The 22,805-nt window shown below is 58.9% G+C and carries 21 protein-coding genes and 1 pseudogene; 5 read left to right on the top strand and 17 right to left on the bottom strand.

The features are described from left to right. Positions 1 to 9: 9 nt before the first annotated feature. Both ACKFRX_RS03055 and ACKFRX_RS03050 read right to left on the bottom strand, forming a co-directional pair. A protein-coding gene (locus tag ACKFRX_RS03055; RefSeq protein WP_100067808.1) for an IS3 family transposase occupies positions 10 to 1,202 on the bottom strand; the annotation gives its coding sequence in 2 pieces (ribosomal slippage) (positions 10 to 923 and positions 923 to 1,202; 1,194 coding nt in all). 72 nt (positions 1,203 to 1,274) lie between these two features. Further along, positions 1,275 to 1,508 (bottom strand): annotated as a pseudogene (locus tag ACKFRX_RS03050) (ATP-binding protein); the annotation flags it as partial. Between the two features lie 47 nt (positions 1,509 to 1,555). Here ACKFRX_RS03050 and ACKFRX_RS03045 point away from each other — a divergent pair. Beyond that, positions 1,556 to 2,790, top strand: a protein-coding gene (locus tag ACKFRX_RS03045; protein WP_239194158.1) for an IS3 family transposase whose coding sequence is annotated in 2 segments (ribosomal slippage) — positions 1,556 to 1,844 and positions 1,844 to 2,790 — 1,236 coding nt in all. Because the reading frame shifts where the segments join, the coding sequence is not laid out codon by codon here. 19 nt (positions 2,791 to 2,809) lie between these two features. On the opposite strand, the gene ACKFRX_RS03040 is transcribed toward ACKFRX_RS03045, so the two are convergent. Together ACKFRX_RS03040 and istA are read right to left on the bottom strand one after the other, a co-directional pair. Continuing rightward, entirely contained in the window at positions 2,810 to 3,013 is a 204-nt protein-coding gene (locus ACKFRX_RS03040) for a hypothetical protein (protein WP_408928098.1), read from the bottom strand. A 17-nt stretch (positions 3,014 to 3,030) separates the two neighbouring features. Next, complete coding sequence (gene istA / locus ACKFRX_RS03035; protein WP_150851611.1) at positions 3,031 to 4,638, bottom strand: IS21 family transposase; 1,608 nt, start codon at positions 4,636 to 4,638, stop codon at positions 3,031 to 3,033. Positions 4,639 to 4,706: 68 nt separating this feature from the next. Here istA and ACKFRX_RS03030 point away from each other — a divergent pair, with 68 nt between their 5' ends. Then, positions 4,707 to 5,471 carry a hypothetical protein gene (locus ACKFRX_RS03030; RefSeq protein WP_408928097.1) on the top strand — a complete coding sequence of 255 codons (765 nt, stop codon included), beginning with the start codon at positions 4,707 to 4,709 and terminating at the stop codon, positions 5,469 to 5,471. 29 nt (positions 5,472 to 5,500) lie between these two features. On the opposite strand, the gene ACKFRX_RS03025 is transcribed toward ACKFRX_RS03030, so the two are convergent. Both ACKFRX_RS03025 and ACKFRX_RS03020 read right to left on the bottom strand, forming a co-directional pair. Then, the gene (locus ACKFRX_RS03025) at positions 5,501 to 5,740 is read right to left on the bottom strand and encodes a hypothetical protein (RefSeq protein ID WP_408924507.1); all 240 of its coding nucleotides are present in this window, start codon (positions 5,738 to 5,740) and stop codon (positions 5,501 to 5,503) included. A 356-nt stretch (positions 5,741 to 6,096) separates the two neighbouring features. Next, a complete protein-coding gene (locus ACKFRX_RS03020; protein ID WP_408928096.1) occupies positions 6,097 to 8,955 on the bottom strand; it encodes a DNA methyltransferase in 2,859 nt (952 codons plus the stop codon). Between the two features lie 185 nt (positions 8,956 to 9,140). On the opposite strand from ACKFRX_RS03020, the gene ACKFRX_RS03015 reads away from it, so the two are divergent. Further along, positions 9,141 to 9,404 (top strand): hypothetical protein, encoded by a 264-nt coding sequence (locus ACKFRX_RS03015; RefSeq protein WP_408924504.1) that lies wholly within the window; start codon positions 9,141 to 9,143, stop codon positions 9,402 to 9,404. Between the two features lie 134 nt (positions 9,405 to 9,538). Here ACKFRX_RS03015 and ACKFRX_RS03010 read toward each other — a convergent pair whose 3' ends face one another. From ACKFRX_RS03010 to ACKFRX_RS02995, 4 genes are read right to left on the bottom strand one after another with little or no spacing between them, the layout of a single operon-like run. Continuing rightward, positions 9,539 to 9,739, bottom strand: coding sequence for a hypothetical protein (locus ACKFRX_RS03010; protein ID WP_239192829.1), 201 nt, complete (start codon positions 9,737 to 9,739; stop codon positions 9,539 to 9,541). Positions 9,740 to 9,765: 26 nt separating this feature from the next. Beyond that, positions 9,766 to 10,797: an alpha/beta hydrolase gene (locus ACKFRX_RS03005; RefSeq protein ID WP_408928095.1), complete on the bottom strand. Its 1,032-nt coding sequence runs from the start codon at positions 10,795 to 10,797 to the stop codon at positions 9,766 to 9,768. Further along, a complete protein-coding gene (locus ACKFRX_RS03000; protein WP_408928094.1) occupies positions 10,798 to 11,475 on the bottom strand; it encodes a type 1 glutamine amidotransferase domain-containing protein in 678 nt (225 codons plus the stop codon). It lies immediately after the preceding gene. A gap of 11 nt (positions 11,476 to 11,486) precedes the next feature. Next, complete coding sequence (locus ACKFRX_RS02995) at positions 11,487 to 12,377, bottom strand: adenosine deaminase (RefSeq protein WP_408928093.1); 891 nt, start codon at positions 12,375 to 12,377, stop codon at positions 11,487 to 11,489. A gap of 39 nt (positions 12,378 to 12,416) precedes the next feature. On the opposite strand from ACKFRX_RS02995, the gene ACKFRX_RS02990 reads away from it, so the two are divergent. Further along, complete coding sequence (locus tag ACKFRX_RS02990) at positions 12,417 to 13,622, top strand: D-alanyl-D-alanine carboxypeptidase family protein (RefSeq protein WP_408928092.1); 1,206 nt, start codon at positions 12,417 to 12,419, stop codon at positions 13,620 to 13,622. On the opposite strand, the gene ACKFRX_RS02985 is transcribed toward ACKFRX_RS02990, so the two are convergent. From ACKFRX_RS02985 to ACKFRX_RS02955, 7 genes are all read right to left on the bottom strand, one after another. After that, positions 13,585 to 14,517: an RDD family protein gene (locus tag ACKFRX_RS02985; protein WP_408928091.1), complete on the bottom strand. Its 933-nt coding sequence runs from the start codon at positions 14,515 to 14,517 to the stop codon at positions 13,585 to 13,587. The genes ACKFRX_RS02990 and ACKFRX_RS02985 overlap by 38 nt on opposite strands. A gap of 55 nt (positions 14,518 to 14,572) precedes the next feature. Beyond that, positions 14,573 to 15,652 carry a YhjD/YihY/BrkB family envelope integrity protein gene (locus ACKFRX_RS02980; protein WP_005322616.1) on the bottom strand — a complete coding sequence of 360 codons (1,080 nt, stop codon included), beginning with the start codon at positions 15,650 to 15,652 and terminating at the stop codon, positions 14,573 to 14,575. Positions 15,653 to 15,754: 102 nt separating this feature from the next. After that, positions 15,755 to 16,780 (bottom strand): tryptophan--tRNA ligase, encoded by a 1,026-nt coding sequence (gene trpS / locus ACKFRX_RS02975; RefSeq protein WP_250408800.1) that lies wholly within the window; start codon positions 16,778 to 16,780, stop codon positions 15,755 to 15,757. A 116-nt stretch (positions 16,781 to 16,896) separates the two neighbouring features. After that, entirely contained in the window at positions 16,897 to 17,088 is a 192-nt protein-coding gene (locus tag ACKFRX_RS02970; RefSeq protein WP_408928090.1) for a hypothetical protein, read from the bottom strand. A 51-nt stretch (positions 17,089 to 17,139) separates the two neighbouring features. After that, positions 17,140 to 18,123, bottom strand: coding sequence for a trimeric intracellular cation channel family protein (locus ACKFRX_RS02965; protein ID WP_408928089.1), 984 nt, complete (start codon positions 18,121 to 18,123; stop codon positions 17,140 to 17,142). Further along, positions 18,123 to 19,040, bottom strand: coding sequence for an exodeoxyribonuclease III (locus ACKFRX_RS02960; RefSeq protein ID WP_408928088.1), 918 nt, complete (start codon positions 19,038 to 19,040; stop codon positions 18,123 to 18,125). The genes ACKFRX_RS02965 and ACKFRX_RS02960 overlap by 1 nt, the downstream gene beginning before the upstream one ends. Positions 19,041 to 19,061: 21 nt before the next feature. Then, complete coding sequence (locus ACKFRX_RS02955; protein ID WP_408928087.1) at positions 19,062 to 20,315, bottom strand: MFS transporter; 1,254 nt, start codon at positions 20,313 to 20,315, stop codon at positions 19,062 to 19,064. 216 nt (positions 20,316 to 20,531) lie between these two features. On the opposite strand from ACKFRX_RS02955, the gene ACKFRX_RS02950 reads away from it, so the two are divergent. Beyond that, on the top strand, positions 20,532 to 22,745 hold the full coding sequence (locus ACKFRX_RS02950) for an NADP-dependent isocitrate dehydrogenase (protein ID WP_408928086.1): 2,214 nt from the start codon (positions 20,532 to 20,534) through the stop codon (positions 22,743 to 22,745). Positions 22,746 to 22,805 lie beyond the last annotated feature (60 nt).

Below are 22,805 nucleotides of genomic sequence, written 5' to 3'. Positions count from 1 at the left end.
GGGGGTTAGCTATGCTGCTCTAGTCAGTGTAGCTGAATTCTCGGCTTCAAAGACGTCAGGAGCTGAAAGATTGCACCAGGAGTGCCGTCGGCGTGTGTTGTAGCGCATGCACCACCGGAAGACTTCTTGGCGGCAGGAGATCGGATTGTCAAAGACTTTCCTGTCACGCAAGATTTCCCGCTTGAGCGTGGCGTTAAACGATTCTGCTAGGGCGTTATCAGCACTCGTTCCTACCGCTCCCATAGACTGGCGCACACCCAACGACGAGCAATAGTTCCTAAAGGCTTGTGAGGTGTACACGCTGCCGTGATCAGAATGGAAAATTGCCCCTTTAAGGCTTCCGCGGACTTTCCTGGCATGGGACAAAGCTTCGATAACCAGTGATACCCGCATGTGATCGGCGAGTGCATGTCCGACAAGTTTGCGCGAGTAGACGTCGATGACCGTGGCCAGGTACATGTTCTTGCCGCCCTTACACGGCAGGTACGTAATGTCGCCTACATAGACGTGGTTTGGCCTGTCAGCTGTGAATCTGCGGCCTACTAGATCTGGCATGACGCGGTGACCAGGCTTACGCCTGGTAGTGACGCATCGGCGGCGTTTGGTAAAGCCTTTAAGTCCCATGGATTTCATGATTCGTGCGACTTTCTTGTGATTTATCGGGCCAAAGCTCGTATCGGCTTTAAGGCTTGCAGCGATGCGTTTAGCACCATAAAGCCCGTATTCATCATCGAAGATGGTCTTGATTCTTGCACCAATAAGAGCATCCGAACACGTCTTTAACCTGCGTTCTTCGCGGGTTTGCACCCATTTGTAGAACGAGGAGCGATTGAGCTTTAACACCTGGCACATCCGCTTAACCGAGAATTCGGTTCGGTGGTCATAGACAAACTGGAAGCGGATCACCAGTGAGTCTCTTCGGCAAAATATTTCGCGGCCTTGCGCAGGATGTCACGTTCTTCGCGCAGCTTTGCGTTCTCTTTTTCTAACTGGCGGATCCGTTCGGAATCATTCGCTGCTTGGACCTTGTCGCGCATGCTTTTTGTGCGGGCACGTTTGCCGGTGCCGTACTTCTTGATCCAAGAATGCAGCGAGGCACGGTTGATACCGAGCTCTGCTGATGCTGAGTTCAGTGAGAGGTCCTCATTGTTTTCGTAGAGGGCCACGGCATCGCGTTTGAACTGTTCGGAGTACCTGGACATGGTGGTAGATTACCTTTCTTCCAGCCCGACTGGGCTGGATATCAGGTGTCCACCAAACAGGGGTCAGGTCCCTACAAGTTGATCCAGCCGGTAGTACGCCACGGAATATCCGGCTTTGCATGCGGCGATGCCGATGGCGCAGGCAATGTATGTCTTGCCTGTTCCGGTCGGTGCGAGGATGTGTATGTTGGTCGGGTTTTCCCGCCAGTTGGTTGCTGCGATTCGTTTCAGCTGGCGCATGTTGATACCACGTTGTTCTGCCCGGGTGATTTCAGCCAGGCTTGCATCCGGGTATCGGAATTGTGAAGTGTCCCAGGTTTTGTTCCGTTTGAGTAGATGGGAAAATCTGGAATATGCCGAGGAAATTTGACCAGGATGCAAAGGACCGTGTGGTCCGTCTCGTGGAAGATCGCATCTTGGCAGAAAATATGTCGATGCAAGCCGCGTGCCAGGCAGTAGCTCCAAAGCTGGGGGTTTCATGGCATACGGCCCGTCAATGGACTCAACAGGCCCGTCGTGCGGGAAACATCCCAGAACCTGTGCCTGAAGATTTGGCCGCGGAAAACGCGAGGCTGCGTCGTGAAAATCAAGAGCTACGCGACACTAATGAGCTGCTGAAGGCCGCTTCAGCTTTTTTCGCGTCGGAACTCGACCCAAAACGTCGGAAATGATCCGGTTCATCGATGAATACCGGGTTCGTTTCTCTGTCGAGTTCATCTGTAAGACGTTGAAGAATAACCGGGCTGGTGGGTTTATCACCTCGCGTGGCTATCGCCAGTCCAAGGCCCGTGGGTTAAGTGCTCGTCGCCTTCGTGATGCTGTGCTGGTCGAACGCATTAGAACTGTTCATCGGGATAATTACGGTGTCTACGGTGTACGGAAAATGTGGCATGCTCTCCGCCGTGACGGAATTGATATCGGTCGTGAACAAACTGCCCGTTTAATGCGCTTGGCCGGTGTTTCTGGCAAAGGCAAAGGCAGATCACCTCTCACAACCCGTAAGCCTAACGTGCCTGATCTGCGCCCAGACTTGGTCGAGCGTGAGTTCAAAGCCCCCGGCCCGAACAAACTGTGGGTGGCTGACATTACGTATGTGCGCACGAAGAAAGGCTTTGTGTATGCCGCGTTTGTCACCGACGTTTACTCCCGACGGATCGTTGGGTGGGCGTTATCAGACTCCATGCGCACCGAAGCGTTGCCGCTGCAAGCTCTTAATCAGGCGATCGTGTGTGCTGAGGAAACAACAGGTCTCATTCACCATTCGGATCACGGCTCGCAGTACGTCAGCGTGGTCTACAACGAGCGCCTTGCCCAGCACGGGATTGCCGCTTCCACCGGAACTGTCGGGGATTCTTATGACAATGCTCTGGCTGAAAACGTTAACGGCTCCTACAAGAACGAGCTGATCCATACTCGCAGGTGGGATGATGTTGTCGAGGTAGAAATCGCGACGTTCGAGTGGGTGTCATGGTGGAACGAGATGAGGCTTCACCAAAGCTTGGGATACCGAACCCCAGTCGAAGTGGAAACCGATTTTTGGAAGCAGAACCCGCCGCAAGAAATAATAGAAATCAAGGCAAATGCCTAGGAACAAAACTCGGGGCACTTCATTGTGCCTGGGTGATGGCCTTGGCGATATTGCGCTGTTGGCGTTGTGTGTAGGCTTCTTCGACTGCGGCGAGGAAGATGTCTTCTGGTAGCGCATCCGCATAGGCCTCGTCGTTGACAACCTCGTAGAAGATGTCAGCGAAGGTTGATACACGAAGCTTGCGCATTTTTGCCCGCACAATCTCGTCGTCGATGCTGCTCATGATTTTTCACACTCCTTCTAGTTTTCGTAGTGGTCAGCAGGCCGGATAAAGACGGCATCGGCCACGTCGCCGGTAAGCGGGGTACTTGGGCGTGGTTGGCGCTTGGCCACAGGCTGTGTTTTTGGCCCTGGTTCCCCGGGATGTTGTTGGGCGTGGGCAATGTCAGTCTGGAGGCGTTTGATCACTGCCATCGTTGGGGCCAGCTTCTTGTCCACGACCTGCTGGCAGGCAGGTTCCAGGGTGGCTTTGTTGTGCTTTTTGCCCAGGTTGGCCAACACGTTGCGTGCCTGGATGAGTCCGCGGGGTACGGCGGCACTATTGCGGTCGAGGATCATCGCTATGACTGCGTGCGTTGCTGCCCCAAACGACGAGGCCCAGGCCAAAAGCTCATCACGGGTAAGCGCCTTGTGGCCTTCATCATCGCCACGCGGCCCATGCTGAGGGTTGGTGGAATACCGGTATTTGAATCCGTGAAGGCGCGTGTGTTCAGCAACAAGCTGCTCCCCGTTGAAGACGCTCACCAGTTGCGGGGTGAGCCTGACTGTTACCGACTCTCCTACCAGCTGAAATGGCACTGAGTAGTACTGGTAGTCACAGGTGATGTGCCAGTTGCGATCGACTTTAAGCCGCTTATAAGACACTTCCGTAAACGGCGTCGGCGGAAGATCCCGCATCATTGGTGCCTCTTCTTTATCAAAGCGCATCTGCCGTGTTGAGCCATCAGGCCGCGTCATTGCGCCGTTGATAACAGCAAGACGGCAAGCGATCGCCTCATTAAGCTCATCAAGGTTATAGAAGACCTCGTTGCTAAAGTAACCCAGGATTTTGGTGTAGGCGATTTTCACGGCACGCTCTACCGCTGCCTTGTCACGAGGCCTGCCGGGCCTAGTCGGCACAATCGTGACCCCGTAATAGTCAGCAAACGCTGCGTAGCGGTCAGTGACCATCCGGTATGTAGAGGTCTTCTTCGGCCGATAAGTCGCCGTAGAAGCATTATCTGGCACGATGATTGCTGGTACTTTGCCAAGATAATTCAACGCCTTAACATGGCACTCAATCCACGCCGACATCTTCTCATTCGCAGCAGCAGTAACGTACATCAGCCCTGAGTACGGGCTGACCGAGACAAACAATGACGCCTTGAACACGGTATCACCACTGGCCTGATCTACTACAGGCACTTTGTCACCGGCCCAGTCGACATAAAGCTCTTGCCCTGGCTCATGGGTGATAACTTCGACGAGATCGTTGGCACGCAGAAACTCATTGAGCCCACTGCAGAACTGGGAGTACTGGTACTTTGTCTTATCCGTCGGACAAGGCTTCGACACGTAGTCCATCCACAGCTTATGCCTGGTCACATGCTTCGTACCTTTCAGCTTGCGTGCAAGAGCATGAAAATCAGGCTGGTCGTAGGGCAACGACCGCTTACTCCGGCCATCACTGAATCGATCATCGAACCATCCCGGTGGGAGCTGACGGAAACGCTCTGGAGTTAGTGCCTCATCGTTGATGACTTTCTTTGCTCGGGATACTTCTCGTCGTGAACATCCCAATGCATGTGTGATCTGCGCGTAGCTAGCACCATCAAGGCACATCGCGATGATCTGTTTGAAGTTAGCCACAAGGACCGGCTCCTTCCAAGTAGAAGTTGACGCAACACCAGCGGATTGTGGTGTCGCCAACATCAACTATGAAAGAAAACCCCTTGCAGTACCGGGTACGCGGAACACCGGTACCAACTACGCAGACTCGCGGTACCAACTACCCCAAATCGACAGTAGGCACATATCTCACCGCAGAAAGCAGCAAGACCAACTTCCGCACCCTTCCCCAGGGCGAAAACGCCAGCCCGCGCTACCGACTGACCATCAACACCACCGAACCACTAGAAAGAAACTTAAGCACTGCTACCCGTGCAGTCTTTACTGCCAGTACGCGTACATTGCGCGAAACCTCATTACAAGACTGCGCCCGCTCAGGACTTTTCGGAAACCGGGAGACCAACCCGGACGTATTCCACGACAGGTGGAAGACCACCGCAGAGTTTTTCACCCACAGCGCCTCCCGCGTGTTTACTGGCCTATTTAAAGACCAAACCACTGAGCGAGGCGACATCACTGTTCCAGACTTCCTCAACCGCGAGGAACTCGACGCTATCGCTACCCGCCTGCATGTCTGCGCACACCAATGGATAGACACTATCCGCCCCGAGGCCACCACCCCACACGGCCCACAGGAGCGCAACAACCTCGATACTGTGCTCTCACGCTTTACTGACTACAAGACAGACCTTGCACCAGGGGCACAGGAAGGCCTCGACTTCATCGCAAGCCTCGGACTAGACGAGACACCTACCGGCTACCAGGCCGCAGATAGCGCACACGACAACCAGACCGAAGACATGGCACCAGAGCTAGAGCAACAGCACGAAGGCGACCAAGGTGCCGAGCTCTAACCGCCCCGGAGCCGGAACAGGCTTAGTCCTTAGTCGGTGCTTTCCCAGAAATCATCAGGGATAGCCTTCCTATCCAGATCGTCTAAATACTCTATGGCTTCCTTCTCGCTCATGCCTTGGCTCATGAGCTCATCAATCATGTACTGGGTGGCAGCATTTAATTCCTGTGGGGAAATATCCCGCAAACTCGGCCCCCGCCGCTGACCCTCCCCAGTGGTCGTAGTAGCGGGAGCTGGGATGGTGGTTGGATAGTCCTGCGAAGTGCTCATAGCACTAAGGCAACCACACCCACGCCTGCCACGAAAGACCAACCACGCCCGCCCTGTGTATAACTCCCACGGTGCTGGTGTAGTTGTCCACAGAAATCCACGCTGTCGTTATGTTCGATAGCGTTTAGGCCGGCATGTCGGTAGAGGCCTCTACCTTTGAGGCTATGGGCCTTTTGGACGACCTTCTCAACCGCTACACCCCACTTCTGTCCCGCGAAATATAGACACCCACCAGCACAAACACTAACCACGGTGCTCCATACAGGTGGACATATGCTAAAGCATATGGCGGAACATACGCTACAACATATGCCACACCATATGTCCCGCCATATGGCAAGACATATCAAGTGTTCCTAGGACTGGTGCGAGATGAGCTTTTCGTAGTTGGCAAACAATAGCTCCTGGCGCTGACGAATGGTGGTGAGCTTGCGAGGTGCACCAAACGCCTTGTCCACTTCCCGGTCGAGCCCGTCGTGAGCCTTGATGAGTTCGGGCGCCATAGCAAGCGGAGTGTAGTGCTCGGCCAGTGAGCGCTCTGGGTGAAGTGCGCGAGCATCGAGTACCTTCTTGCCCGCCTTAATGATTTTCTGCCGCGCCTTTTCGTCCAACTCTGGAACGGGGAAAGTATTCCACGTCAAGGTGTTAGCGAAATTAAGGTCAGATTTGAGTCTTCCACCGACCGTTTTTTGCCAAGTAATAAACATAGACGAAGAAATAAGCCCGAACAGAAGACCGTCTGGATCTACCGCTGTGAAGAGCTTGTTTCCGGCAATCACTTCTGGCCCTAGTTGAGCAGCGGTATAAAACCTACGGGTTTCGGAAACAACTGCTGGAATCCCCACGTAAGCGCAGTCTGGTTGGTGGTCTTCTTGGAAAAGATACGGAGTATCAGCTGACCGCTGGGTGGCCTTCTTCTTGCTCCCTAGCCGCATTTCTCGTACTGCTTCTACGCGCCTTTTTAGCACTGGCGATTTAGAAATATCCGCAGGGGCAAAATCATTATCCCCCATCCATAAGCACCAGCGGTCAAGGCCGCGCACCAGTTCCTTGCCCATGCGGAACGGGCGAAGATATTTTGCTGCAATTGGGTCTGCTGCTACTTCGTCGTAGTCTTTCGTCTCTACGATTAAGTTTCCGCCGTCTACTGGCTTTGAACCGAACAGCGCACGTGGAAGCTCACTACTTAGAGGCTGCATCCGCTTGGCAACGAGTACGTTTGGCCCGTCTATCAAGTAAGCATTAATCCCGTGTCCCACTGATTGCTCAACGGGTTCTCCTTTAACGTCTGGGTAATCCCACAAGCGAGACTTAGCCTCTCTATCGCGGGTGAAGCCAACAACGACGCAGTGAACAGCAGCCTTGCCAGGCGCTTCAGAGTCCCATTTAAAGGTGCGGTGGGCGAACTTGATTCGCCACCCTTCTCGAAATAAAGGGCCGAACAACGCCGGAACGGGTTGGCCTTGGGTAATCGAGTTAGTGGTTACGTAAGCAAACTCGCCAGGGCGGTCGGCCAGGAGGTCTTTTGCCTTTGCATGCCAGCCAGTGACGTAGTCCAAGTAGCCGTCGTAGTCTTTGCCCCAGACTTGCTTCATATCCGCCGTCTGCTCTGCGGTCTTTGTGTACTGGCCAATAAATGGCGGGTTGCCGAAGATATAGGTCTTGGTAGCAGAATCCGGGAGCATGTCTGCCCAATCAAGCTGCAGGGCGTTTCCGTGGACAATGTGAGCGGTAATCTTAATCGGCAACCGCTCAGGAGGCCTGCCTACAGCGTTCGCAAGTTCTTTATTTGCCTGGTGGTCGACTAGGAACATGGCGGTCTCGGCAATCTTTGCAGGCCACCAGTTCAGCTCAAAGCCGTAGAACTGACCGATAGATAGCTTCTGTTCCCACTCAATATTCAACGACATGCCTGTTTCACCGCGGCGCTGGCGGATTGCGACAATCACGTCCGTTTCAATCCGCCGCAATTCGCGGTAAACCAGCAGCAGGAAGTTGCCGGAGCCGCAGGCAGGGTCGCAGAAGACTAGCTCGGAAAGGGAGTCGCGGAAGCGCTCCAACGCGGCCACCGACGTCGACGGAGAAGACACCAACTTGTCTGCCTCCGCTCGAAGCTCGTCGAGGAAAAGCGGGCCAATGGTCTTCATGATGTTTTTCTTCGGTGTGTAGTGTTCGCCGTCGCTGCGGCGAGCTTCCTTCGACTTAACCAACTGGAACAAAGAACCAAAGACGGAGACATCGATAGTAGACCAATCGAAGTCACAGGCAGCAAGCAATGCTTCGCGCATCTGGTAGTCGAAGTACTCCGAAGCCAACGGCTCGGCAAACAACGCACCATTGACATAAGGGAACTTCGCCAACGTCGATGGCAAACGCTTAGGCCGCTTCTCCGGGGCGGTATTGAGCACGCTAAATAGCTCATTGAGCTGCGGGCCTAGTGATTCTGGAGTGGTTTCATTGCGCACAAAGTCCGCAAACAAATGCGGAGTATCCCAGAGTCCCGCGTCGTCGCCGAAGAGAAGGAAGAGGATTCGGGTGAGGTAGATAGAGGTGCGCATGACGCGCTCGTCTTCTTCCTCCGGCGTGGTGGGAGCGTCATCGCCCACTGCCTCGTCTACGTCGTCGCCGTTCATGGCGCGGAAGAGCTCCACCATCAGGCGGGAGGCTTCCAGCGAAGCCTTTTCTTCCTCCCGGTAAGCGGAGGTTTCGTAGTCGGCGAGGAAAGCGAGTTGTTCGACGTGCTCGTCAATCTCCTCTAAGGGGAACGTAATATCCCAGTCGGCGCTATCGCCTACATAGTTGCGGTTAAGACGGGTAACCCGCAGGGTCTCGAAGTTGGAGCAGATAACATAGGCCGGCATGTGCGAGTTCGCGATAGTACCGCCCAACAGGTAATCGAGGGCCTGGGCGTGGGCGTCGTCGAGTGGGACGCCGAGGGACTTGGCCTCGCCAATGACTTTGCCGGGCATGAACATGTCAATCTTGCCGGTGCGCCCGGTCGAGGCGCGTTTTGCACTGCGTTGGTACAGGTACAGGTCGCGGGCGTTAACACCGAAGCAGTCGAGCAGGTCTCCCCAGAACTGTTGGTCGTGACTCGACTCGGTTGCGGGTCGGTTTTCCGCCTTCCACTGTTCAATGTGGGCAAGCCACCGGAGTTTGAATTCGGTGAGGTTGTGGCGAATGGTAGCGCGGTCAAAAACAGTCGTAGGGGCCATAACCACTAAGCATATAAGCCCACAGCTACCCACCCTGTTGCGCGGGCGCGTTAAGTCACTTTCCTGCCCGGGAAGGTTGTATATCGCCTACGGCATACACACTCTCATTCTCAGAAAAATTCAGCACACAGGCCGTGCACACCCTCCCGATAAGATAAGCACCAACCCCAGAAAGGAGAAGAGGAATGTACATAACCATTGTCCTGGCTGCACTGGTGTGTGCCGCCGTCCTAGCCGTCCAGACCATCCGCCGCGAACAGTCACAAGACCGTATGCGAGTCGCTGCGATTGGAGGCGGAACCAGCGTGGCAATGATCCTGGGTGCCTATACCCTTTTCGCCCTCGCGGAGCTGCCGCTAATTTTTACCGCACTTATTGTGTCGCTTGGACTGCTCGCCCTGTGGGCTCTCCTTTTCGGGGCCTGTCTATCCGAAAGAATCAGCAGGTAAACCCACGTTCTGGCGGACATATGTGAAAGCATACGTCGTGCCATATGTTAAGACATATGATAGGGCTGACGGGCACGCTGACTTACCACACAACCCCAGGTTATCCTGAACGGAGAGGGGGCGGCTTTTTACGTCTAGTCGCCCGCTGCTTCTTCCTCTTGGCGTCGAGTCCGGTCGCGCATGTATTTATCGAAAATCAGCCACACAACAAAGGCACTGAGTCCAACAATGGAGCGGCCTAGGGTTCCTATCCCAAAGACTCCGCCCAGAATCAGACCGAGAACAATCAGGCTGGCGAAAGTTACGACCCACGACACGTGCGTGTTGTATTTCATCGCTCGTCCTCCCTTAGTACGTGACTTTAGAGGTGGCGGCGAAGGTGGTCAATGAGGGCGTCGATAAGCTCGCGCGATTGTGGCGCCTTGGGTTTAATCTGGTCGAAGCCGTGGTAGGCGCCGGCCCACACGTCGAGGGTGTTGTCCACGCCGGCTGCGTCGAGGGCTTGGGCAAAAGCCACGGATTCATCGCAGAAAAGGTCGATGCCGCCTACCCCGATCCACGTGGGCGGCAGGCCGGAAAGATCACTGCGCGTGGCCGGCGAAGCATAGGGCGGCAGGTCAACATCCAGGTGATCATCTCCCAGGTACATCGACCATGCGCCGCGGTTCGGGCCCGCCGTCCAGATGAATTGGCCCACCGCACCGGACTTATCCGTGGTGCGGTGATCCAGCATGGGATAGACCAAGCCGAGCGCGCGAACCGGATGGCCCTCATCAAAGGCACGCTGCACCAAGCCCGCGGCAAGGCCGCCGCCGGCGCTATCGCCGGCGACCGCGATGCGCGAGGAATCCCCGCCCAACTTATCGCCGTGTTCTTGCACCCAGCGCAGCGCGGCGTAGCACTCATCATGGTCCGCGGGGAACGGCTCCTGGGTGGATTTGTGGTAGCGCGGGGCCACCACGATGGCGCCGAGCTCTGCCGCCATGCGGGCATTTTGCGGGTCATACATGGCCGGGCCACCGATGAGATGGCCGCCACCATGCGTCCACACCACCACGGGGCGCGGCCCAGCGGTGGCTGCGCCCTGGGCATCGTCGCGTGGGGTAAGCACGCGAGCACTAAAGGCGTGGCCATCGAAGGAAGCGGAAAACTCCGTAATATCCACCGCGTGCCGCACCGGACGGGAGAAATCGATGCTGGCAAAGAAGCGGCTGGCGCGGGCAAAGGTGGCGTCGGCAAGCAGGTGCATAGGCAGGTACAAAATCGGGCTGCGAAGGCCCGGTGCCACCTCGCGCAGGTACGGCCTGCGGCTGAGCGCATACGCCGCCATGCCCGCTACCCCGACCACACCGGTCAGGGCAGCCCCGGCCTTGAGGACTCGCGAAACGCGCATTTAGAAATCGCGCAGAATACGCTGTGCCAGCGGCTCAGAGGAAGCCGGGTTCTGGCCGGTGTACAGGTTGCGATCCACAATGACGTTCGGGGACATCGGATCGGTCTCCTGGTAATCCGCGCCGAGCTCGCGCAGGCGGGTCTCCAGCGCCCACTTAGCGGCGGCGATGACGTCCTCGCCCTCCTCAGCATTGCTGAAAGCAGTCATTTTGTAGCCCTTGAACGGCCAGTTCTCGTTATCTACGGCCAATAGCGCTGCCGGGGCGTGGCAAACGAGGCCGAGCGCGCGGCCGGAATCCATGCGAGCCTGCAGAAGCTTAGCGGAATCCTGGTCATAGGCCAGATCCTCCATCGGGCCATGGCCGCCTGGGTAGAAAATGAGGTCATAGTCTTCCTCATTGACATCGGCCAGGTTCATCGGGTTCTCTAGCGCCACGCCCAACTCTGCCAGGTAATTCTCCTGCGCCATGCGCACGTTATCGGGCAGTACCTCCAGGCTGTACTCGTCTACGACGGGAGCCTTCGCACCCGGGGTGGCGAAGTGGATATCCCAGCCCGCGCCCTGGAAGACGCGGTGCGGTGCAATAAGCTCCTCGGCCCAGTAACCGGTCGGGCGCTTGGTGCCATCGGCCAGCGTCCATTCCTCAGCGGCGGTAACAACAAAAAGTACGGAAGGCATGTGATTCTCCTTTAGTCAGTAGTTTCTTCAGCGGCGTCTGCCAAAGACTCTTCAGTGTCTGGGCCTGCCAGCTCGGGGTCTGAAAGTTCCTCGTATGCTGGCAGGATAACCGTTTCTAGCAGATGCTGCCGTAATTCCTGGTCAGCAAAGGAATTCTCCACCGCTTTGACGGTGAGGTCGAAAAATTCCTCCAGCCCGTAGCCAAAGGTCTCACTCAGCGCGAGGAACTGCTTGGTCAAGGTGGTCTCGCCCGAGGAAATGGTGCAGGTAAAGCCCAGCTGCTGCAGCAGTGGCAGTGGGTGGTCGGTCAGCTCCTCGGCTTCCTCCAGTGGGGTAAAGACCAGGGGAATATGGCGGTCGCGGATGTAGCCAGAGGCCTTGCCCGGCACGATGCCTTCGATATTCGCAGTGAAGTCATCGATCATATTCACCGGGTGGATAAGGCGATTCACGCCGGCCTGGGCGGCGCGCTCAACTTCCGCGAAGTCCTCGCCCACGTGAATCTGGGTGGGTAGGTAGGCGGCGCGGAAGTCCGCGGCCGCGCCCGCCTCGTCCTGCGGGAGGTTATAGCCCACCACGGGGGCGTCGTCAGGCACTGCTGCCTCAGGGGCCGTGCCGGCCAGGACGAGGCGGGAGTCCAGGGAAGGAATGCGGGCTGCAACGGCGGCTTCAACAACCGCGGCAGCGTCCAGGCCAATCGCTGCTGGATCCAAGTGCAGTTCCGCGTAGACCACGCCGTCTGCGGCTAGGGCTTCGTAGCGCTCGCGGATGGTCGCGGTAAGTTCCTCCGGCGTAGCGGCCGTGGAGGTAATGGGCTCAAAGAGGGAGACCTTAGGCAGCTTGGCCACTACGTCGGCGGCGGAGTCCTTGTTTTCAGGGCTAATCAAAGGCGCGTCATGCATGCGTCCCATCGTAGGCACGGGCCTAAGATGTGTCATGTCATGAAAAGAATTATAGCTAGTTCCCTCGTTACCGTCCTGCTCAGCGGCGCGCCGCTCGCGCTGGCGGAAGAGCCGGAAACTCCTATCACCACGCGCACCACCGCCCCGGATACCGATAAGTGTCCGCACGCCGAGCGCCCGGAAAAGGCCACCACTACCTCGGAGCGCCTCGCTCCTGGGCAGGCCTCCCCCACCCCGCTGCCGCCGGTGGAGAGCGATGAGGCTTGTGGCACCACGCTGCCCGAAGGGTTCAAGGTGGATAAGGATGTGGTGGCCGCGGCGTGGATGGTCTCCGATATCGATACCGGCGAAATCATCGCTATGAAGGACCCTAACGGCCGCTACCGACCGGCCTCCATCATCAAGGCGCTGCTGGCGCTGGTGGTTATCGACGAACTGGATCTGCACCAGAAGGTCGAGGTGGGCGAAGAATCGGCACAGATTGATGGCTCGGCGGTAGGCATCGGCCCGGGCGGCACGTACACGGTGGAACAGCTTTTGCAGGGCCTGCTCATGGCCTCTGGCAACGATGCCGCGCACGCCCTGGCACAGGAATTGGGCGGCGACGAGGCCACACTGCGCAAGGTCAATGAGAAGTCGGCCGAGATCGGCACGAATTCCACTTACGCGGCCAGCTACTCCGGGCTCGATGCCCCGGGCATGTCTACCTCGGCCGAGGATATTTCCCGCATTTACCGCGCGGCTTTCCATAACCCGACCTTCGCGCGGATTGTGGATACGGAATCCGTGGAGTTCCCCGGCTGGGGTGACCTTGATGGTTACCAATTAGGCAACGATAACGGGCTCTTCCTCAATGATCCGGATGGCATTGGTGGCAAGACGGGCTTTACCGATGACGCACACCATACCTTCGTCGGCGCGCTTGACCGCCATGGCCGGCGGCTGCAGGCGGTGCTGCTCGATACCACCGTGGAGCACGGCCCGCGCGCGTGGGAGCAGGCCCAGAAGCTACTGCACGAGGCCTATAAGGTGCATCCCGGTGATGGTGTAGGGCAATTGCTTGCCGACGCCCATTCCGACGCCGACTCCCCTGCGTCCCCTGCAGCAACGCCGGCGCCCGATACCCAGGCGCAATCAGCGAACCCCTCTTTGGACGGGGTGCAGGGTTGGCTCGGCTGGGTCATCGCCGGTGCTGTGGCGCTGCTCGCTATTTGCGTGGGTGCTTTTTCACTACTTCGGCGTTAGCCCACTCATCGTGGGAGCCGCGGCGGTTATTCTTCTCCGAAATGGTGAAGGTATGCACGCCGGCGCCCACCCAGCTGGCGAACGTACCGGGGCCCGGCACGATATTGACTAGGCGCCACCACTGGCGCTTAGCGGACTGGGTGAGGGTGAGCCGCTCTTTGGTGTCGACATCGCGCACCGTGTAGCCCATCAGCAGCTTGGCCGGGCTGGCGCCGAGCCAACATTCGGTGCCCAAGGTGTAGAGCAGCAAGATGATGGCGCCGCCAATGAACGTCGAGAGCTCATCCACACCGCCGGAGAGCAGCGCGACGCCGAAGCTACCGCTGATGAGTGAGAAAAAGAATAGGTCCAAAATGGCCATGCCGATGCGCGCATCTTGACCGGCGCGCTGGCTAATTTCGGCCGCTGGGTGTTGTAGCAGCGGTGCGGGAACGGCCGCGTTCGCCGTTGCCGGCGGGAAAGGATTGTGCTGCGGGTCAAAGGGATTGCGCGCATACGGCGACCCATAGGGGCTCGCGGTCTGCGCAAATCGTGGTTCCTGCTGAGCGTGGCGCCCTGGCCCTGCCGCCTGACCGGGCTGGAAGGACTGAGCTTGCTGCTGGGCCTGCTGTGTCCGCGGGTTCCACTGCCCTACCGCGCCCAGCTGCCCGAGGTCTCCCCAGGTGGGGCGCACTCCCGCCGCGCACGCCTTATCGTATTCCGCCCGCTTGGCAGCAGAGCCCAAGACGCTGGCAGCGATGCGCAGCTGCGCGCGCCGCGGATCTTCAATGTCTTGGCCTTGCTGCTCTAGCGATAAATCCTTGGACTCCAGTAAGACTAAGAGTTCCCGCTCGCCATCGCGGCGGTCTAGTCCCCATTCTTCATAAAGATTCGGTGCGATGTCATTGGCGTTCATAATGATTCATCCTAAAGCTAAACGACCGCTGCGTCCTCACCCCTAAGGGGGAGATTTACTTACGGCGCAACAAGCTCCATGCGCCCACGGCCGCAGCACCCAATGCGGCACCGACGCCGAAGGTCGCACCTGCAGGCGCGCCTTCCTTGACCTCGTTGCGGACGCGAATAACGGCTGGCTCTGGGACCGGCGGGTGAGCGTACTTCAGGGACTCGGCGGTGGTGGCGGTCCACGCGGAGATGTAGAGCACCACGCGCCAAATCAGATACATGACCACCATGAGCACGATGACTGGGCCGAAGACCGCGCCGGCAGGGCTGCCGGTAGCAGAGGACATAATGAGCGTGGACAGCTGCTTGAGCAGCTCAAAAGCCACGGCACCGATGGCCGCGCCGATAAGGCCGGACTTCTTCGGCACCTTGGTGCGCGGCAGGATCATAATCAGCCACCACATGACGATGAGGTTGGCCAGAAGGCCCACTGCCAAGCCGACAAAGAAAATAACCGAGTCCATGCCCGGGAAGGACTCGATTCCTACGCGCTCAAAGATCTTCTGGGTAAGGCCGGAGGACCCGGCAGCGGTCACGCCAAAGGCGATGAGGAACGCCACGATAAGGCCAATGAGGCCCACCAGGTCAGACAACTTCTTCTTCAAGAAGGAACCGCCCTCGTTGGCATCGATGCCCCACATGGCCGAGATACCGATGCGCAGGTTGTTCATCCAGCCTAGGCCGGACCACAGGGTGGTCAAACCACCGATACCGAACATGGCGCCGCGTTGGTCAATGGCGGTATCCAAGATCTCATTGACCGTATCTCCCATATCGCCATCGATAGAACTGGTGATATGGGATTGCAGATCATTGAGCAGGTCCTCGCGGTTAGCCAAGACGGCGGCGACGGTGGCCACGACCAGCATGGCAAGCGGGAAGATGGAGAGCACCGAATAATAGGTGATGCCGGCGGCAAACTGGTTGCCGCCTTCGGCACCGTAGCGCTCGTTCATGCGCATGAGGTGGTCAACGAATCCGGACTTGGAGCGGATTTTATCTACCGCACCGGGATCGTCGGCATTGGCGCGTTCGATGCCGTAGTGGTCCGTCTTCTTCGAGGAGGATTGCGTGGTGGTAGGCACGTGCTTCCCTTCTTGCTCGCACAGTTTTTATCTCACCTAGAGTAACTGGCAGATGCCCACTTGTCCCTTTGTGGGGTGGGGTGCGGGGGAAGCGGCTGCTTGCTACTTGCGCAGGCGGGGAAGGAAGCCGACCTTTTCATAGACGGCGTCGACAAGCGGCTGGGCAATCTCCTGTGCCGTCTCCGCGCCCTGCGCCAGGATGCGCTCGAGCTCGCCGCGGTCCGCCATCAACTCGTCATAGCGCGCCTTGAGCGGAGTGGTAAATTCCTGCAGCGCGTCGGCGGTATCGACCTTGAGGTGGCCGTAGCCCTGGCCGGCGTACTTTTCCACCAAGGAATCGATGGATTCACCGGTGAGCGCAGACTGGATGACCAGCAGGTTGGACACACCCGGCTGGTTATCGCGGTCGAAGGCCACCGAGCCCAAGTCATCCGTCACGGCGGACTTGATGCGCTTAGCCGAGGTCTTCGGCGCATCGAGCAGGTTGACCAGGCCCTTCGGGTTGGCGCCGGACTTAGACATCTTGGACGTCGGCTCTTGTAGGTCATAAATCTTTGCCGCACCCTCTGGGATGAATGGCTCCGGCACCTTGAAGGTCTCGCCATACTTATTGTTGAAACGCTCGGCCAGGTTGCGGGTCAGCTCCAGGTGCTGGCGCTGGTCCTCGCCCACCGGCACATAATCCGGCGAGTAGAGCAAGATATCGGAGGCCATGAGAACCGGGTAGGTAAATAGGCCCACCGAGGTGCGATCCGAGCCCTGCTTGGCGGACTTATCCTTGAACTGGGTCATGCGGGAGGCCTCGCCAAAGCCGGTGAGGCACTGCAGTACCCAGGTCAGCTCCGCGTGGGCGGGCACGTGCGACTGCACGAAGAGCGTGGACTTTTCCGGATCAATGCCCAAGGCAATGAGCTGTGCGGCACCCGCGATGGTGCGGTTGCGCAGCTCCTCCGGATTTTGCTCCACGGTGATCGCGTGCAGGTCAGGGATGAAGTAGAAGGCGTCATAGCCGTCCTGCAGGTCAATCCACTGCTTCAGCGCTCCCAGGTAATTACCCAGGTGATAGGAATCAGCGGTGGGTTGGATACCGGACAGGACACGGGAAACGGTGGAATTGTCTGCAGTCATGGTGCCTTATCCTACCCCCTAGCCCCGACGCACGGTTCACATCCTTCCCCGGCGCCGCCTGAACGAGGGATCGAAAAATCCCCTACCCGATTGGGCAGGGGATGCGGCGCAAGACCTTAAATCTTGCGGGAGGTGGGGCTAACAACATCCATAAAGATGGCCCAACCGGATACCATCAGCGCGCCGCCCACGCCCATGAGCACGATGGGGCCGAGGAAAGCGAAGGACGGACCAACAACGGTCCACCACCAGATGCTCAGGCCGAGGATTACAGCGCCGAGGACGAAAGAAATAATTGCGCGAGCCATGAACTTTCTCCGTTGCAGATTACTGAATTTTTTGACCTAGCCATAATAGCACTACTGCTTGTGCTTGGGGGCTTTACGCTTGCCGACGTCCCCCTTATTAAAGCTCCACTGCTGCTCCACGTCTACTCCCCTCGCCCCTGGCGAGTGCCGGCCGCTCGGCCGCGTAATCGACTGCCGCTTCGGCCGGCGCGCGATGCGGTTGCTCGACATATCGTCGTAGTCCGTTCCTTCGGTCGCGGTAGAAAACGCTCGAGACTTGTTCCTAAACGTGCGGCTCAAGGGTCGGCTTAGCGGCCGGGTCAGCGGGCGCGTGATCGGGCTGGCATAGCGTGTGGCCGCGCCAGCCTTACGCTTGGCTTTGCGGGCGCCATCGCGCACGATGCGCGCGGACAAACGCAAGCGTGGGTCCATCTGCTGTTCGGCGTCGCGGTATTCGAAGACGGGCAGTCCCTTCTTGAAGTAAATCGCAGCCAAGCGGGCAATGAAACACACGGAGGCGGTGATGATCGCAGCCGGTTCTTCGGCTAGACCACCGTGGTACAGCGCCATAAATAACGCCGCGGCGAGCACCGAAATAGCGGCGTAGAACTCGCCGGAAAAGACCAGCGGAATGCGGTCTGAAAGCAGGTCACGCAGCACGCCACCGAAGACGCCGGAAATCACCGCGGAGACCGAGGCAATAATGAACCCGTGGCCTAGGTGGACTGCAATTTGGGTGCCGAGCACCGAAAAGACTGCAAGCCCCAGGGCATCCAAGATGAGGAAGAGGTGGCGGAAGTAGTGCATGAGGAAGGACATGCCCACCGTCACCACGGCCGCCACGATGACGATTACCAAATAGATGGGGTGCTCAACCCAGGTAAAGGGAGGGTCATCGAGGATCATATCGCGCACCGTGCCGCCGCCCAGCGCCGTCATGGAGGCAATCATGGTGACGCCAAAAAGATCGAGCTTTTGGCGGCCGGCGGACAATGCGGCGGTCATGGACTCGGCCGTAATACCAACTACATACAGGACGCTAAATAGTGGCGTCATCAGCGGTACTCCACCAGCAGTGGGGAATGGTCGGACCAGCGCTGCTCCACGGTAGGAGCCTTATCCACCCAGGTGCGCTGCGCGCGCTCCAGCATCGGGCGGGTGGCCGCCTGGTAATCGATGCGCCACCCAGCGTTGTTATTAAAGGCCTGGCCGCGGTAGGTCCACCAGGTATAAGGACCGTCTTCGTCCGGATGCAGGCGGCGGGCGACGTCGAACCACTGCGGTTCTGCGGCCGGGGACCACGGCTCGCCGCCGGCGTACTCGACTACGCCCTGCCACTGCCCCAGGTTCTTCTTCTCCTGCGGCGTGTCATCCGGGAACGCACCAAAGACATGGTCCATGAAGGCGCGTTCTTCCGGCAGGTGGCCAGCCTTCTTTTCGTTGGCCTTATTATTTTTCAGGTCCTGGGCGCGGTGGCAGATATTCCAGTCGCCGCCGATGACCATATCGGCCGGGCTGCCATCAGAATTCGTGTGCGCCGCATTCTCCGCTAGCACCTCCTGGAACTCGTCCAAGAAACGGTACTTTTCATCCAACTTCGGTGAACCGGTATCGCCGGAAGGCAGGTACAGGGAGGCGACGCGGATATCGCGGGCGGTAGCCGCAATCCAGCGGCCGGCGTCGGTAAAGGAGCCGAAGCCCACTTCGACGTCGGCAAGCGGGGTGCGAGACAGGATGCCGACGCCGGCGCGGCCCTTTGCGGCGGCGTCGGCAAGAGCTAAGTGCCAGCCCGCCTCTAGGGCTGGGGCCAGGGCCTTTTCGGCTTGCTCCGGGGTTGCGCGCACCTCCTGCATGAGCACGATATCGGCCGGGGTCTCCTCCAGCCAGGCGTTCATTCCGGGGTTATTTTCATTGCGCTGCTTGCACGCAGCGCGGATTCCATTGACATTAACGCTCGCGATGGTAAGGGTCATGCCAACAGCATATCGGTCCGTTTATGAATGGCGAGCAAGGCGCCTTTTATCCCACATCGTCGCAGACCACACCAGGCAGCCCGCAGCCGCCAGGCCGGCACCCGCCAGCGCCGGAGCGGAGTAGCCCAGGCCCGCACCCACGACGGCACCGCCAATGGTCGCACCCGCTGCATTCGCAATGTTCAGCGCGGACTGGTTGAGCGCGGCGGCTAAAGTCTGGGCGTCGCCAGCCACATGCACCAACCGCAGCTGCAAAGAAGGCACCAGCGTGGAACCCATAAATGCCACGCAGCCAAAGCAAATCGTGGCTGGGATGGCGTGCCCGGAGAGGAAATAAAAGGCGGTCAAAATCACAATCAGGCAGGCCAAGGCAAAGATGATGCCGAACTCCAGGTTGCGGTCCGCCAACCAGCCGCCGAAGGCATTGCCGATAGTCATGCCGATGCCATAGGCCATGAGCACGACCCAAATGAGGTTCTGGTCCATGCCGGCGACCTCGGTCATGGTCCACGAAATATAGGTATAGACGGAGAACATGCCGCCGAAGCCGACCACGCCCATGATGACGGTGAACCACACCTGACTGTTTTTGAACGCACCAAATTCGGTGCGGATATCGGTCTGCTTCATTTCCGTCATGTGCGGCATCAGGAAGAACAACGCAATGGCGGTGACGATGCCCAAGGCCACGACCACCAGGTAGGCCGCCTGCCAACCCAGCGCGGAGCCGAGGGCTTGGGCGGCCGGTACACCGATAACCGTGGCGATGGCCAAGCCCATGCCTACATAAGCCATGGCCTTGCCGCGGCCGCCTGGGGGCGCCATGGAGGCGGCAGAAAGGTTAGCCACGGAGAAATAGGCGCCGTGGGGCATGCCCGCGATGAAGCGCGCGATCATGAGGATGGCGTAATTCGGCGCGAGCACCGAGAGGAGGTTGCCCACCACGAGGAAGCCGATGAGCAGCAAGATGAGACGGCGGCGCGGCAGCTTGCCGGTAAAGGCCGCAATCAGCGGGGCACCGACCACCACGCCCATGGCATAGATGGTGATGAGCGTGGAGGCGTTTTCTTCCGAAATACCAAAATCATCCGCGATGAGCGGCAGCAAGCCCATAGACACGAACTCCGTCGTGCCGATGGCAAACGCGCCCAGGGCCATTGCCACCATGACGATGGCGCGGCGGCGGGCGGTAATCTCCGTTTGCAACGGCAGCGGACGGCGGCGAACGCGGTGTTCGTGTGCGCTGCGCGGGCTTAGCTCATCGATGATTTTCATGGGGTGTGAGGGTACACCCCGTCTGCGCCGGTGGCATGCCCGCAGCGGGGGCTCGTGAATATCTCCACCCCTCCCGCGCATGGGTGACAGCGGCCACGCAACCCTTTTCAAGGGGCGGCAAATGGGGGATCACTTTCCGCAAACTGGCCCACATGCCGCCCACAAAATCGGTAATCTGGGCACTTGAACAATTTTCCAACGTTAATTAGGAGAATCATGGCAAAGATTACGTGGACCCGTACCGATGAGGCGCCGCTGCTGGCGACCTACTCCCTCAAGCCCATCGTGGAGGCCTTCGCTTCCACCGCTGGCATCGACGTGGAAACCCGCGATATCTCGCTGGCCGCCCGCATCGCCGCGCAGTTCCCGGAGCGCCTCACCGAGGGGCAGAAGGTCGAAGACGCCCTAGCGGAGCTGGGCAAGATGGCCAAGACCCCGGAAGCAAATATCATCAAGCTGCCGAATATTTCCGCTTCCCTGGTGCAGCTGAAGAAGGCCATCGCCGAGCTGCAGGCCGCCGGCTACGATCTGCCTGATTACCCGGATAATCCTTCCACCGAGGAAGAAAAGGGCATCGCCGCCCGCTATGACTCCGTCAAGGGCTCCGCTGTTAACCCGGTGCTGCGCGAGGGCAACTCCGACCGCCGCGCACCGGAGGCCGTAAAGAACTTTGTGAAGAAGCACCCGCACCGCATGGGCGAGTGGTCCAAGGACTCCAAGACCAACGTTGCCACCATGGCGGACAACGACTTCCGCCACAATGAGAAGTCCGTCATCCTGGAGAACGAGGACACCCTGTCCATCGTCCTCAAGACCGCCGATGGCGAGCAGACCCTGCTGCCGGAGCTGCCGGTTCTCAAGGGCGAGGTCATCGACGGCACCTTCATGTCCGCCAAGGCCCTGGATGAATTCCTCCTCGCACAGGTCAAGCGCGCTCAGGAAGAGGGCGTTCTCTTCTCCACCCACCTGAAGGCCACCATGATGAAGGTCTCTGACCCCATCCTCTTCGGCCACGTCGTCCGCGCCTTCTTCGCCGATGTATATGACAAGTACGGCGAGGAGCTGCTGGCTGCCGGTCTCAACGGCGAGAACGGCCTGGGCGCTATCTACGAGGGCCTGAAGAACCTGGACAACGGCGAAGAAATCAAGGCTGCTTTCGACGCCGCGCTTTCCGACGGCCCCGACCTCGCCATGGTCAACTCCCACAAGGGCATCACCAACCTGCACGTGCCTTCCGACGTCATTATTGACGCCTCCATGCCAGCCATGATCCGCACCTCTGGCCGCATGTGGAATAAGAACGACGAGGAGCAGGACACCCTCGCCGTCATCCCGGATTCCTCCTACGCCGGCGTTTACCAGGCCGTTATCGAGGACTGCAAGGAAAACGGCGCCTTCGACCCGACCACCATGGGTACCGTGCCGAACGTTGGCCTGATGGCGCAGAAGGCCGAGGAGTACGGCTCCCACAATAAGACCTTCAAGATCCCGGCCGCGGGCACCGTCGAGGTTCGCAACTCCCAGGGCGAGGTCCTCATCTCCCACGACGTGGAGGAAGGCGATATCTGGCGCGCCTGCCAGACCAAGGACGCTCCGATCCAGGACTGGGTCAAGCTCGCCGTCAATCGCGCTCGCCTGTCCGGCATGAAGACCATCTTCTGGCTCGACCCAGAGCGCGGCCACGACCGCAATATCAAGTCCCTGGTGGAAAAGTACCTTAAGGACCACGACACCGAGGGCCTGGACATCTCCATCGAGGATCCGGTCACCGCTACCAAGACCTCCATCGAGCGCATCCGCCGCGGCGAAGACACCATCTCCGTGACCGGCAACGTGCTGCGTGACTACAACACGGACCTCTTCCCCATCCTCGAGCTGGGTACCTCCGCCAAGATGCTGTCTGTAGTTCCACTCATGGCAGGCGGCGGCCTCTTCGAGACCGGTGCCGGCGGCTCCGCCCCGAAGCACGTCCAGCAGGTCGAGGAAGAAAACCACCTGCGCTGGGATTCCCTCGGCGAGTTCCTGGCCCTGGCTGAGTCCTTCCGCCACGAGAAGCAGACCAACGGCAACGAGAAGGCCGGCGTCTTGGCCGCCACCTTGGACAAGGCCACCGAGCGCCTGCTCAACGAGGGCAAGTCCCCGTCCCGCAAGGTGGGCGAAATCGACAACCGCGGTTCCCACTTCTTCCTGGCCACCTTCTGGGCCGAAGAGCTGGCTAACCAGACCGATGATGCCGATCTCGCCGCCGCCTTCAAGGACGTGGCTTCCCAGCTGTCCTCCCAGGCAGACGAGATTGCCCAGGCGCTTGTCGACGCCCAGGGCAACCCCGCCGACCTCGGCGGCTACTACTGGCCAAATGACGAGAAGACCTCTGCCGTCATGCGCCCAGTTGCTCAGTTCAACGAGATCATCGACGGCCTGAAGAAGTAAGTCTTCACAGGCGAATGCCGCCCCGCAGCGTTCATTGTGAACTGCCCCCCGAAAGTTGGA

Origin of the sequence: Corynebacterium tuberculostearicum (assembly GCF_046097465.1) — a bacterium.
GTDB classification, from domain to species: Bacteria; Actinomycetota; Actinomycetes; order Mycobacteriales; family Mycobacteriaceae; genus Corynebacterium; species Corynebacterium tuberculostearicum_I.
This window is presented reverse-complemented; position numbering and strand designations above follow the sequence as displayed.